11 protein-coding genes are annotated in these 13,639 nt (G+C 41.8%); all 11 read left to right on the top strand.

Annotated elements, in window-relative coordinates; all coding sequences use genetic code 11:
- Positions 1–12 precede the first annotated feature (12 nt).
- Positions 13–2,115 carry a glycoside hydrolase family 97 protein gene (locus I7X29_RS10545; protein WP_198474548.1) on the top strand — a complete coding sequence of 701 codons (2,103 nt, stop codon included), beginning with the start codon at positions 13–15 and terminating at the stop codon, positions 2,113–2,115.
- A 2-nt stretch (positions 2,116–2,117) separates the two neighbouring features.
- On the top strand, positions 2,118–4,142 hold the full coding sequence (locus tag I7X29_RS10550; protein ID WP_198474550.1) for a glycoside hydrolase family 65 protein: 2,025 nt from the start codon (positions 2,118–2,120) through the stop codon (positions 4,140–4,142).
- The gene (locus tag I7X29_RS10555) at positions 4,135–6,192 is read left to right on the top strand and encodes a S9 family peptidase (RefSeq protein WP_198474553.1); all 2,058 of its coding nucleotides are present in this window, start codon (positions 4,135–4,137) and stop codon (positions 6,190–6,192) included. The genes I7X29_RS10550 and I7X29_RS10555 overlap by 8 nt, the downstream gene beginning before the upstream one ends.
- A 384-nt stretch (positions 6,193–6,576) precedes the next feature.
- A complete protein-coding gene (locus I7X29_RS10560) occupies positions 6,577–7,605 on the top strand; it encodes a rod shape-determining protein (RefSeq protein WP_002680118.1) in 1,029 nt (342 codons plus the stop codon).
- A 74-nt stretch (positions 7,606–7,679) separates the two neighbouring features.
- Positions 7,680–8,516, top strand: a complete 837-nt coding sequence (gene mreC, locus I7X29_RS10565) for a rod shape-determining protein MreC (protein WP_198474555.1) — start codon at positions 7,680–7,682, stop codon at positions 8,514–8,516.
- Entirely contained in the window at positions 8,513–9,019 is a 507-nt protein-coding gene (mreD, locus tag I7X29_RS10570; protein WP_088593626.1) for a rod shape-determining protein MreD, read from the top strand. The genes mreC and mreD overlap by 4 nt, the downstream gene beginning before the upstream one ends.
- Positions 9,016–10,875, top strand: a complete 1,860-nt coding sequence (gene mrdA, locus I7X29_RS10575; RefSeq protein WP_198474557.1) for a penicillin-binding protein 2 — start codon at positions 9,016–9,018, stop codon at positions 10,873–10,875. Before mreD ends, mrdA begins: the two co-directional genes overlap by 4 nt.
- Positions 10,876–10,983: 108 nt before the next feature.
- The gene (locus I7X29_RS10580) at positions 10,984–11,385 is read left to right on the top strand and encodes a hypothetical protein (RefSeq protein WP_198474559.1); all 402 of its coding nucleotides are present in this window, start codon (positions 10,984–10,986) and stop codon (positions 11,383–11,385) included.
- 2 nt (positions 11,386–11,387) lie between these two features.
- A complete protein-coding gene (locus I7X29_RS10585; RefSeq protein ID WP_198474561.1) occupies positions 11,388–12,158 on the top strand; it encodes a Fic family protein in 771 nt (256 codons plus the stop codon).
- A gap of 2 nt (positions 12,159–12,160) precedes the next feature.
- On the top strand, positions 12,161–12,718 hold the full coding sequence (locus tag I7X29_RS10590; RefSeq protein WP_198474616.1) for a Maf-like protein: 558 nt from the start codon (positions 12,161–12,163) through the stop codon (positions 12,716–12,718).
- Between the two features lie 11 nt (positions 12,719–12,729).
- Positions 12,730–13,632 (top strand): hypothetical protein, encoded by a 903-nt coding sequence (locus I7X29_RS10595; RefSeq protein ID WP_198474563.1) that lies wholly within the window; start codon positions 12,730–12,732, stop codon positions 13,630–13,632.
- Positions 13,633–13,639 lie beyond the last annotated feature (7 nt).

Consider the following 13,639-nt stretch of genomic DNA (forward strand, 5'->3'; position numbering starts at 1 on the left):
AATATTTAACCAATGAAAAAGTTTATTATCACTATTGTATATATGTTGTGTGTTGCGCCTCTTCTTTTTGCGCAAACTCTTTCATCTCCTAACGGGAACCTCAAACTCTCATTTCGGCTTACTGAAAAAGGTACGCCTATGTATGCCTTAACTTTCAAAGGCAAAACAGTCATCAGCGAGAGTGCTCTGGGGTTTGTAATCAACCAAAAGGAGGATTTCAACAGCAATTTTGAAATCACAGATGTTCAATTTGCTGAAGCTAATAGTGTATGGCAACCCGTATTGGGCGAAAACAAAGAAATACGCGACCATCACAAAGAAATGTTCGTCCGTCTCACTCAAAAAAACAACGGACGACAATTGCACTTGCGCTTTCGCTTGTTCAACGACGGTTTAGGTTTCCGTTATGAATTTCCAGTGCAAGCTAACTTTCGTCACTTTAGAATTCAAGAAGAGCTTACTGCTTTCCAACTTTCGGGTAACCACAAGGCTTTTTGGATTCCCGCTGACTACGACACCAACGAGTTTCCTATTACCACTTCTGCTATTTCGGAAATTCCTAAACTTATCGACAAAGTGCGCGAAGAGCCTTTGGCTGCTAAAGCACCTACTCCCAATGTAGCCGTACAAACGCCTTTGATGCTCAAATCAAATGATGGATTGTACATCAATCTGCACGAGGCTGCTTTGGTGAATTACCCTGCGATGATGCTCAATGTCAGTGCTGTCGAACATCAGTTATCAGCTCATTTAGTCCCCGATAAGAATGGGGTAAAAGGCTATATTCAAACGGGTAGCGTAACGCCGTGGCGCACGATAGTAGTAAGCGATGATGCCCGTGATATTTTAGCTTCTAACCTTATCCTCAACCTCAACGAACCCTGTAAAATCACCGACACCTCTTGGATTCACCCTACTAAATACATAGGCGTTTGGTGGGAGTATTTCATAGGAGGCGGCAGTACGTGGGCTTACTCCGATGACCGCGATATTACCATTGGCGTTACCGATTATACAAAACTAAAACCTAACGGACATCACGGTGCTAATACCGAGCACGTAAAACAATACATCGATTTTGCCGCTCAACACGGTTTTGATGCCGTTCTTGTGGAAGGTTGGAACGAGGGCTGGGAAGATAATTATGCTTACGACAAAGAGCGCATCTACAGCTTTACCAAAGCCTACCCCGATTTTGATGTACAAGCACTACACCAATACGCCGCTTCCAAAGGAGTAAAACTAATTATGCACCACGAAACTACCTCCTCAGTAGTTGATTACGAACGCCACCTGCACGAGGCTTTCCGCTTTATGAACGACAACGGTTACGACGCCGTGAAAACAGGTTATGTTGGACCTATCATTCCGCGCAGCGAATACCACGACGGACAATGGATGGTAAACCACTACAACTATGTAGCCGAAACCGCTGCTAAGTACCGCATAATGGTCAATTCTCACGAGGCGGTGAGACCTACCGGTATGAGCCGTACTTACCCTAACTGGGTAGCCCAAGAGAGTGCACGCGGTACCGAATTTGAGTCGTTCAACGGCAATCGCCCCGAACATACTACTATCCTCCCCTTCACCCGCTTAATGGGTGGCGCTATGGACTATACCCCTGGTATTTTTGAAGGCGATTTGAGCCGATATGGCAACAACAAAGCCAAACGTAGTACTACTCTTGTGAAGCAGTTAGCACTCTACGTAACAATGTACAGTCCGTTGCAAATGGCAGCCGACTTGCCCGAGAACTACGAAAAACATCTCGATGCTTTCCAATTTATCAAAGATGTAGTAGCCGACTGGGATAATACTTACATTTTAGAAGCCGAACCCGGCGATTACATCACCATTGCCCGTAAAGCCAAAGGTAAAAACGAGTGGTTCGTAGGTGCTATTACCGATGAAAACGCCCGTGAAGCTCTCGTTGATTTCAGTTTTCTACCCAAAGGAAAAACCTATACCGTTACCCTCTACACCGACGGTAAAAATGCCGATTGGCGTACCAATCCCAATAGTTACTCCATCAAAACAATGAAAGTAACTCAAAAAACCAAACTCAAACAACGCCTTGCCCCCAGTGGTGGCTTGGCTATAAGTATCAAGTGATTATGAAACAATTCTTTTTCATTATAGGCTTCATTTGCTGTGCTTCACTGAATGCCCAAGACCCGTGGTTGCTCAAAGCAGAGACCATCAACCCCGCGAACTATTACGGGGTTACAATAGGCAATGGAATGATAGGGATGCGTTCTTCTGCTGTACCCCTACAAATAGACCAAGTAATCATAGCAGGGTTGTACGATTACGGCAAAAGTAGGGTAGTTTCGGCTATGCCTAATATCAATCCATTACAACTGCGAATGGCTATTGATTACGAGGATATCAACACTCATTCTGTTAGTGATTTCACTCAAGAATTAGATATGCGCAATGGGGCGTTCTCAGGTCACTTCAATTTTAAAGACAAAGCTAAAGTTACCTACACTTATTATGCCTTGAGGCACTTGCCTCACACCTTGCTGTTAGACATCAGCATTACCCCTTTGCGCGATATTACACTTCTGGCAGAGAACATTCTAACCACCCCCGATGGCTTCCGCAACCCTCAAAACTACTTCAATGAAATCAATCCGCCTCACGCTCATATCCCATTGCTCACTACAATAGCTCAAACACCAGCAGAAAATGCCAAAGTAGCAGTGAGTAACGCTTTTCTTTTCGATAAAAAATACGGTAACGCTCCCAAAATATTGCACGAAATGAGAGACTACAATAGTCACCTAATGCAATTCACTCATAAACTAAAAGCTGGAGAAACCTATTCTTTCTCACTAATTGGCAACCTAATAAGCTCTCAGCACTCTGCCGACCCTTATAATCAAGCCGAAAGACTCTGTACTTATGCTTTCTTGCAGGGACACGAGGCGCTACTTGCAGGACATAACAAACAGTGGGCAAAACTCTGGGAAAGCAACATTGAGATTGAGGGAGATGCACAGGCTAATCAGGACATCCACAATATGTTATACCACTTATACGCTTCGGTAAGTGAACTCCATTCCTTTTCTCTTTCTCCTTATGGGTTAAGCCACACAGGGTATATGGGACACATATTTTGGGATACCGAAATGTGGATGTATCCTCCTTTGTTATTATTGCACCCCGAAATAGCTAAAAACCTCCTCAACTATCGCTATCAAAGGTTGGAACGCGCCAAACACAATGCTGCTCTACACGGTTATCAAGGAGCGATGTTTCCTTGGGAAAGTGCCACATCAGGAGAAGAAGACACCCCCGTGTGGGCACTCACAGGTACTTACGAGCACCACATCACTGCCGATGTAGCTATAGCTGTATGGAATTACTATTGTGTAACTAAAGATAAAGAGTGGTTGCGCCGCATTGGCTATCCCATTTTAGAAAGTACCGCTACCTTTTGGCAAAGCCGAGTGAGTGAACAAGCTCCCTATCAAATTAAAAACGTAGTATGTGCCGATGAATGGGCTGAAAATGTAGATAACAACGCCTATACCAATGCAGCTGCTAAACTGAATTTGCTCTACGCTACTGCTGCTGCTAAAGTATTAGGGATAAAAGCTAACCCTCAATGGAAAACCATAGCCGAACAGCTCGTTTTCAGCACAATGGATAATGGTGTAACCCGTGAACACGATAGCTATACGGGGCAAGCAATCAAGCAAGCCGATGTAAACCTATTAGCTTATCCGTTAAAAGTAATTACTGACAAAAACCAAATACTCAAAGATTTAGAGTATTACAAAGACAAAGTGCCTTACAACGATACTCCTGCGATGACTCAGGCTATATTCTCTCTCTTATACAGCCGATTAGGCGACCGCGAAAAGGCTTATAAGTACTTTACTGAAGCCTATCACCCTAACCTCTTACCTCCTTTTAGAGTAATGGCTGAAACCAAAAATGGTAAGACTCCTTATTTCCTCACTGGAGCAGGAGGCGTACTACAAACGGTGATGATGGGCTTTGGAGGCTTAGATATATCCGAAGAAAAAGGCATACAACAACTGAAAACTGTAATGCCTACACATTGGAAAAAAATCACTTTAAAAGGTATCGGAATTGACAAAAAAACATATATCATATCAAATGAATAAACCTCAATCACACCCTCCTAAAGCTAAACAAATACCTCATATATTCACCGAATTTGGCAACAAGCGCACCGATAATTACTATTGGTTACGCGAGCGCGAAAACCCTGAAGTCATTGCTTATTTAGAAGCCGAAAACGCCTATTATCAGGCGCAAACAGCACACACCAAACCTTTGCAAGAAACGCTCTTTGCCGAAATGAAAAGTCGTATCAAAGAAAATGATAGTTCTGTGCCTTACTTTTACAACGGTTATTGGTATCAAACCCGTTATGAAGAAGGTAAGGATTACCCTATTTATGTGCGCTACAAAGAAACGCTCCAAGCCCCCGAAGAAGTGCTTTTCGATTGTAATGCAATGGCTAAAGGTAAAGCCTACTTTCACCTCGATAGCTTTGCCATAAGCGACGACAATCAGTGGGCTGTTTTTGGGGTAGATACGGTATCTCGACGGCAATATACCCTGCAAATCAAGAACCTCAGCACAGGTGAAATACTGCCCTATAAAATCAAAAATACTAACGGACAAGCAATTTGGGCAGCCGATAGTCGTACCATTTTCTACGTGAAGAACAACCAGCAAACCCTGCGCTCTTTCAAAGTATACCGCCATATTTTAGGTACTGACCCCAAAGAAGATGTACTGATTTTCCACGAAAAAGACGATACTTTCGATGTGTTCGTCTACCGCGAAAAGTCTCGCAAATACCTTGTGATAGGAAGCGAGAGTACCCTTACATCCGAATATCAAATCTTGAATGCCAATACTCCTCACGAGACTTTCAAAGTATTCCAACCCCGCACACGTGGCTTGGAGTACGATATCGCTCATTATGAGGAGTATTTTTATATCCTCACCAATAAAGATGGTGCAACTAACTTCAAACTGATGCGCACCCCCGAAAGTGCTACAACTTCTGAGCATTGGGAAGAGGTAATAGCCCATCGTCCCGAAGTACGCCTCAACGATATCGAGATTTTTAAAGATTTCTTGGTAGTCGAAGAAGTGTACAATGGCTTAGAACGCATACAAATACGCTCGTGGGACGGCTCAAAAACGCATTACCTCCCCTTTGATAGCGAAACTTATACCGCCTATACTACCCAAAATATAGATTTCAACACCGAGTGGCTACGCTATAACTACCAATCATTGGCAACTCCTGCTTCTATTATAGAATACAATATGCGCACTGGCGAAGAGCATCTGCTAAAAGAACAAGAGGTATTAGGAGGAAACTTCAACAAAGAGAATTATATTGAAGAACGCCTTTGGGCAACTGCCCCCGACGGAGTAAAAGTACCCATTTCGCTCGTCTATCGCAAAGACATAGTGAAAAATGGGCAAAATCCTTTATTGCTGTACGGTTATGGCTCGTACGGAGTAACCATCAATCCTTATTTTTCTACCACCCGTTTGAGCTTGTTAGACCGCGGTTTTATCTATGCTATTGCACATATCCGCGGGGGAGAATACTTAGGTCGCCAATGGTATGAAGATGGCAAACTCCTCAAAAAGAAAAATACATTTACCGATTTTATCGCTTGTTCTCAGTACCTCATCGCCGAAGGCTACACCTCTCCCGAACATCTATTTGCCGAAGGTGGCTCGGCTGGAGGTTTGCTAATGGGTGCCGTGGTGAATATGGCACCGCAATTGTATAAAGGCATTATCGCATCAGTGCCTTTTGTGGATGTGGTAACCACAATGCTGGACGACAGTATTCCACTCACTACGGGCGAATACGACGAGTGGGGAAATCCTAACGTGCCTGAATACTATGAGTATATGCTCTCCTACTCGCCTTACGATCAAGTGCGCGCCCAAGCCTATCCTGCAATGTACGTGAGTACCGGTTTGCACGACTCACAAGTACAGTACTGGGAGCCTGCCAAATGGGTAGCCAAACTGCGTGAACTCAAAACCGACGACCATCCGCTGTATTTAGACACCAATATGGAAGCTGGTCACGGCGGTGCTTCAGGACGTTTTGAAGCTCTAAAAGAAACCGCAAAAGAATATGCTTTCCTGCTAACTTTGCATAATCAATAAGAGCCTTTGTGTCATACTTTGTAGGGGCGTTTTGCAAACGCCCACATAGTAATGATTACCTTAATAATCAGTCATTTTACCTACTTTGTAGAAACAATTAGCCAAGCACTCTATTTAAAAATTTGATATATGGTTTTTTTAACCTCTCAACAAATATAAGAAACTCCTGTTTTATAATTCACTTAAAACATTAAAAATCTTACCTTTATAACTCAAAATTCAAATAATAGAACACTCCCTATTATTTGAATTTTTTATTTTTTTTACTCAATTATTTGCTCACCTTATTTTTTTTTCGTAAAATTGCACCCGCTAAAAAAGTATCCTTTCAGATACTTATCTAATTGATTTTTAAGATAAACATACAACAGAAAGAAATAAAATATGGGTTTTTTCGATTTCTTAACAGAAGAAATAGCAATAGATTTGGGTACTGCCAATACACTTATCATTCATAATGACAAGGTGGTAGTCGATAGCCCTTCTATTGTAGCATTAGATAGAACAAACAAAAAAATTATAGCCGTCGGGCAAGAAGCTCGCTTGATGCAAGGGAAAACTCACCCTAACATCACTACCGTACGCCCCCTAAAAGACGGGGTAATTGCCGACTTCGACGCTTCCGAGCAAATGATTGGTATGCTCATCAAAAGCATCCCCGCTTTGCGCAAACGCTTCTTTTCTCCATCATTGCGTATGGTGGTGTGTATCCCTTCAGGGATTACCGAAGTGGAAACTCGTGCCGTTCGCGAATCGTGTGAACGCGTAAATGGTAAGGATATCTACCTCGTGCACGAACCTATGGCAGCCGCTATCGGTATTGGGCTCGACATTATGCAACCTAAAGGCAATATGATTATCGATATAGGTGGGGGTACTACCGAAATCGCTGTCATTGCCCTCGGGGGTATCGTATGCGACAAATCAGTGAAAATCGCGGGGGACATCTTCAACTCCGATATCGTTCACTATATGCGTACCCAGCATAACCTCTACGTGGGTGAAAGTACTGCCGAGAATATCAAAATCACCGTAGGTGCTGCCACCGAAGACCTCGATGCTCCACCCGATGACATTATGGTACAAGGGCGCGACTTGCTCACTGGTAAACCTAAACAAGTGCAAGTATCTTACCGCGAAATGGTAAAAGCCCTTGATAAATCTATTTTGCGTATTGAGGACGCTATTATGGAAACCCTTTCTCAAACACCTCCTGAACTCGCCGCCGATATTTACAATACCGGTATTTATATGGCTGGTGGGGGCTCTATGCTTCGCGGCTTAGACAAGCGTATCTCTATGAAAACCGACCTCCCCGTATACGTAGCCGAAGATCCTTTGCGCGCCGTTGTACGTGGTACCGGTATCACCCTAAAAAATATCAATAAATTTAGAAGCATCCTACTTAAGTAGGAGATAAGAGATAAGAGATAAGAAACGGAACCTCACTTCTTATCTCTTACCTCTTACTTCTTAGCTAAATAACTATGAACCAAATCATCCAATTTTTCATTAGAACGAGGAACTTTTTCGTGTTCCTCCTGCTGTTTCTATGCGCTATTGGTTTGGTTTTTAGAAGTAATTATTACCCTCAAAGTGCCTATATCAATTCGGCAAATGCCCTATCGGGGAAACTTTATGCTTTTTCTAACTATTGGGCGCAGTACTTCAGTTTGAAAAGCCAAAATGAAGCCTTAACCGAAGAAAACCGTAGCTTGCGCGACCAAGTACTCCAAATGCAAGAACAATTGCGACAAACAAAAGGTGTCGATAGCCTCGGCTTCACCACCACCGATTCACTGAAGTACAAAGTCCTAAAAGCTAATGTAATCAATAACAGTTTTCGCCTCCAAAAAAACTACCTCACTATTGATAAAGGTAGTAAAGATGGCGTAAAACAGGATATGGGCGTACTCTCACCACGAGGTGTCGTAGGAATTATAGAAAACACTTCAGGTCATTTTGCAACTGTACAGAGCGTGCTCAACAGCCGTTCAGCCCTCAATGCAATGGTAAAACGTACCCAGCATTTCGGTTCTCTACACTGGAATACCAAAGAAGTAAACAAAGTACAATTACTCGAAGTCCCAAATATCGCCCCTATCCAAAACGGCGACACCATCGTAACAGGTGGTATGTCTAACATTTTCCCTAAAGGAATCCCTATTGGTAAAATTGTGCATTTCGAGAAAAGCAAGTTCGATAATACCTTCATCATCGATGTATGGCTCTTTACCGATATGTCTAACCTCGATTATGTATACCTCATTGAAAACAAAGATAAAGACGCTATTTCAGCTTTAGAAAAACAAAACCCAAAATGACGCACCCACTTGTAAAAAATACCTTTCTATTCATAGCTTTAGTACTTTTACAAGTGCTTATTTTCAATCATATAGAGTACTGGGGCTATGTAAACCCGATGATTTACATCGTGTTCCTTTTGGTAGCTCCTTATCGTGAAAACCAAGTACCCTATCTGTTAGCTGCCTTTGCTATAGGTCTCTGTATAGATATTTTTTCTAACACTGGAGGCTTGCACGCCGCCAGTTGTGTATTGATAGCCTACTGCCGAAAAAGTATCTTACTCATCGTCTTTGGCAGGAATTTTGAGTATCAAGAAATGGACTTAGCCAGCTATCCATTCACCAAAATCTTTAGTTATACAACCCTAATGGTGGTAGTGCATCACACCCTATTCTATTTCTTAGAAATATTCAATTTCAACCATTTGCTACTTACTTTTACTAAAATTATAGGGGCATCTATCTTCACTATCATCGTTTGCTTGCTCACTATTTATCTGTTTAGTAAAAATAAAAAATGAGAAAACTCCTGCTACCCATCATTATCATATTCACTGCCGTCGTAATCTTGTTGCGATTGTTCTTCCTGCAAATCGTCTTCCACGACGATAGCAACAGCATCGATAATATTGCTATCGAAACTGTTTACGACTACCCCGAACGCGGCTATATCTACGACCGCAACGGCGAACTCTTGGTCTCTAATCAACCCGCTTACGACGTGATGGTTATTCCCAGCGAAGTGAAAAATTTAGATACTCTCGAACTCTGTAGTTTGTTAGAACTCGAAAAAAACGACTTTAGAGAACGTCTCCAAAAAGCTCGCGACTATTCGCGTAAAAAACCATCAGTAATCGTACACCAACTCTCAAAAGACGATTACGCCATACTCCAAGAAAAAATGCGCAAATTCCAAGGTTTCTATATACAAAAACGTATGCTCCGCAGTTACCTCACTCACAATGCAGGGAACGTATTGGGCTACATAAGTGAAGTAAACGAATGGGAACTCAAAAAAAATCCTTACTACCTCGCTGGTGAACTCATCGGGCGTAGCGGAGTTGAAAAACAATACGAAGAGTTTTTGCGCGGCAAGAAAGGAGTACAATACTTCCAAAAGGACAAGCACAACGCTGCTATCGAACGTTATAAAAATGGCGCAATGGATACCCTGCCTATTATGGGGCAACCCTTACAACTCACTATCGATATAGGCTTGCAGGCTTATGGCGAACAACTGATGCAACACAAACACGGCGGTATTGTTGCCATTGAACCTAAAACAGGCGAAATTCTCGCTCTCATCTCCGCCCCTACTTTCGACCCCGCCTTGTTAGTAGGACGCGAACGCTCCAAAAACTACACCGCTCTCTACAACGATTCTATCGCCAAACCTCTCTACGACCGTACACTTCTCGCCGAATATCCCCCAGGGTCTCCTTTCAAAGTAATAAATGCACTCATCGGCTTGCAGGAAGGGGTCATCACTCCTCAAAGTGTGTTCAGCTGTGGCGGGGGCTATCGCTATGGCGGACATATTATGCGCTGCCACTGCGGACGTAGTTCTAACGACCTTTTACACGGTATCGCACTCTCTTGTAATGCCTATTTTGCCAATACTTACAAGCGCGTCATCGATATGAAAACCACCTCAGCAGTAGGTATGGACAAATGGAACGCTCACGTGCGCAGTTTTGGACTTGGCGGCTTCCTCGGCTGTGACCTCCCTACAGGGCGTGCGGGCAAAGTGCCTAATACCGCTCTGTACGACAAACAATATGGCGTTAAACGATGGAACGGCACAAGCAACATTTCCAACGCTATTGGGCAAGGTGAAATACTCACCACCCCTATACAGCTCGCCAATGTAATGGCTGCTATCGCCAATAAAGGGTATTTCTACACTCCTCATATTGTAAAACAAATCGACAACAAACAAACACCTTTTCAAGAATACACTGTGCCCAAGCACACCACTATAGACCCTAAACACTTCGATCCCGTAATCAAAGGAATGAATATGGCTTATTTAGCTGGTACTGCGCGCCGTACTCAAATTGATGGCATCAATATTGCGGCAAAAACAGGAACAGCCGAGAACTTCATTAGGGTCAATGGCAAGCGTATGCAACTTACTGACCACTCTATATTCGTTGCCTTTGCTCCTGTAGAAGACCCTAAAATAGCTATCGCCGTATTTGTAGAAAATGGTTATTATGGAGCTCGTGTTGCTGGACCTATCGCCTCCCTAATGATTGAAAAATACCTCAAAGGTGAAGTATTCCGTTGTGACCTCGAACGCCAAATGCTCGAAAAAAGCCTCGAACACGAATACCTAAAACCTTATTTAGGGCAAAAATTCTATATCAATCAGTAAGGTGTATATTGCTCCTTTAATGTAAACTTACCTTGACAGTTACATTTCCTAAGCTAATGATTGATACTACTGAAAATATTTCATAATCATTAATTTATTGTATTTTTTATGAGAAAAATAGCGTTTTTATTTATAGTAGTTTTTATCTTTTGGGATAGAGGAAATGCACAGTCTTCAAAAGGGAAGGATGAAATTCTTTCTTATATTCCTAACGAGGATAAGGGAGAGGTAGAATTTGGTTGGAAAGTGCCTACTAAAGAGGCTATAATCACATTTTTAAAAAGACTTCCTGAAATATCTACGCAAGAATGGCATACGTGTTATGGTTCTTTTCAGTCTAATGTAAAAGGGTCTTTGCGCTATAAGAATCATATTTATGAATACGAAGTAAATGCTGGTGGTTGGATATATTTATCATCAAAAGAAAAGACAAAAATTTTGGGTAGCAAAGACAAAAGAGATACTATTAGCAATTTTATCTCAGTATATTATTGCGATGAAATGAAATAAATATGAAACCAATATTCAACGACTATCAAAAAAAGTTATCAGATATTATTTTAGAGAATAACGCCATCTCACCTTTGAGTGAACTCTATTCCAACGAAATAAGAGAGTTAGCTGTGGTGTGGTCTTATTATTCCGGAAAAATAGAAGGCAATACCTATAGTTTTGTAGAAACTGAAACCTTGCTCAAAGACGGTATTACCTCAGCAAAAAAATTTGAAGATGCTAAGATGCTCAAGAACTTGTACAACACCTTTATAGCTGAATTACAACATATAAAAAGTGGCAACAAAGAGATGATAGACAAGAGGTTCTTAATGCAAATGCACTCACAACTCCTCGATGAGTTAGTTGACGACCGCGAGCGTGGCATTATTAGAAAAAGAGCCGTGCGCATAGCGGGTAGCGATTATGTTCCACTGGCTTCACCTACAGCAATAGAAGAAAGTTTAGACCATATCATAACGCAGCAAGCAAACCTCTCCAATCCATTAGAGAGAGCCGTTTATCTGCATTGCAATATAGCCAAGTTACAACCTTTTATCGATGGCAACAAACGAACTGCCCGTATTACCGAAAGCGTTGTGCTAATGAATGAAGATATCATCCCCATATTCTCTACTAACAATCTAGATATCAACGATTATCGCTCAGGGCTCTTATACTTCTACGAAACAGAACAATACACTCGATATGCCGACTATTTCTTACAAAACAAACTCAAATACCTACAAAAATATACTGATAAAGATTTGATGATACATCTTCAAAAATAATGATGAAAAAAATAATTCTTGCCTCAGGCTCACCGCGCCGCCAGCAGTTCCTAAAAGAGTTAGACCTCCCCTATGAGGTCATTCTCAAACCCGTAGACGAGACTTACCCTGCACACTTGCAGCGCGAGCAAATCACTGATTATTTGGCTGAGCTAAAAGCCACACCTTTTGCAGGAGAAATACCTGCTAACTGCGTGCTCCTCACTTCCGATACTATCGTATGGCACGAGGGCAAAGCCTTGGGCAAACCTAAAGACACTGCCGATGCCTTTGCAATGTTGCATTCGCTCTCTGGCAAGACCCACGAGGTAATTACTTCCGTATGCTTTACCACCGATGAAAAGCAAGTTACCCAGCACTGCATCACCAAAGTAACTTTCAAAGAACTTTCTAACGACGAAATCAGCTATTACATAACTAAATATCAACCATTCGACAAAGCAGGAGCTTACGGTATCCAAGAATGGATTGGGCATATAGGCGTTATCGCTATCGAAGGTTCTTATAACAACGTAATGGGACTGCCTACGCACTTAATTAGCAAATTCATAAATTCGTAAATTCACAAAATATGAAAAAATTTCTTTACATAACATTCACTCTCTTAGCTTTATCCGCTTGTAAAAATACCTCCACAACCGATAAACAAGAAAAAGAAGGCATCACCATCCTGCAGGATAGCATTAAAACGCTCACCTCTTCCAATTTTGAAAACGTGGTAACTGATGATCCTAACCCTGAGCTTGTTGCTATTGTGAAAGATGCCCTGCAAAAGGTCGATTCGCTTTATAAAGGAGAAGAAAATTGGCAGTACACTTACTTTTCTCAAGACAGCATAGCCAAAACTACTATCAAAGCAGGTAAGTTCTTTAACAACCAACCCTATGTAGTAGTTCATATCGATGATAGGATAATAGAATCGTTAGTAGAAGTGTACAAAATAGAAAAAAACCGCACTTTTAGAAAGAAACTCTCGTATATACAAGACTTCACTTATGCCGTACACGATTCTATCTTCGATGCCAACGGCGATAGTATTAATGATTTTAATATAGATTGGTGGACAACAGGTGCTTTTGGTTCCAGCATTATCTATATTTATCTGTTCGATCCTAAAACCGAAAAATTTTCTACTGCTTACGAGTTTGATAACGCTACTTTTTACCCCAAAGAAAAAATCATACGAGGAGTAGAGGCTGGTTTTGGAGGAATATCAGGCTTGTACAAGATGAAATGGATAGGCGATAAAAGCGATAAAACAGAAGATATAGAATACATCTATCCTGATTACACTACCAAAGGCAAAACCTTTATACGGACTAAGACTCCAAGTGAATATCCCGAACGAAAAGAGGGGGAACTTCTCAAAAAAGTCCCCGAAGAATACCGTGACCAGAAAGATTGGTTCTTGCGATATGAAGAACAGGGTGGCGAATTGCCTTTCCTTGAATTAATCTTAAAAAACAGAAAATAAACACTAT

It is taken from the genome of Capnocytophaga periodontitidis (assembly GCF_016126015.1).
Lineage (GTDB): Bacteria > Bacteroidota > Bacteroidia > Flavobacteriales > Flavobacteriaceae > Capnocytophaga > Capnocytophaga periodontitidis.

Bases quoted from the DNA above. Each gene is read 5' to 3' on its own strand.
- I7X29_RS10545 (WP_198474548.1), top strand. From the start codon at position 13: ATGAAAAAGTTTATTATCACTATTGTATATATGTTGTGTGTTGCGCCT.
- I7X29_RS10550 (WP_198474550.1), top strand. From the start codon at position 2,118: ATGAAACAATTCTTTTTCATTATAGGCTTCATTTGCTGTGCTTCACTG.
- I7X29_RS10555 (WP_198474553.1), top strand. From the start codon at position 4,135: ATGAATAAACCTCAATCACACCCTCCTAAAGCTAAACAAATACCTCAT.
- I7X29_RS10560 (WP_002680118.1), top strand. From the start codon at position 6,577: ATGGGTTTTTTCGATTTCTTAACAGAAGAAATAGCAATAGATTTGGGT.
- mreC (WP_198474555.1), top strand. From the start codon at position 7,680: ATGAACCAAATCATCCAATTTTTCATTAGAACGAGGAACTTTTTCGTG.
- mreD (WP_088593626.1), top strand. From the start codon at position 8,513: ATGACGCACCCACTTGTAAAAAATACCTTTCTATTCATAGCTTTAGTA.
- mrdA (WP_198474557.1), top strand. From the start codon at position 9,016: ATGAGAAAACTCCTGCTACCCATCATTATCATATTCACTGCCGTCGTA.
- I7X29_RS10580 (WP_198474559.1), top strand. From the start codon at position 10,984: ATGAGAAAAATAGCGTTTTTATTTATAGTAGTTTTTATCTTTTGGGAT.
- I7X29_RS10585 (WP_198474561.1), top strand. From the start codon at position 11,388: ATGAAACCAATATTCAACGACTATCAAAAAAAGTTATCAGATATTATT.
- I7X29_RS10590 (WP_198474616.1), top strand. From the start codon at position 12,161: ATGAAAAAAATAATTCTTGCCTCAGGCTCACCGCGCCGCCAGCAGTTC.
- I7X29_RS10595 (WP_198474563.1), top strand. From the start codon at position 12,730: ATGAAAAAATTTCTTTACATAACATTCACTCTCTTAGCTTTATCCGCT.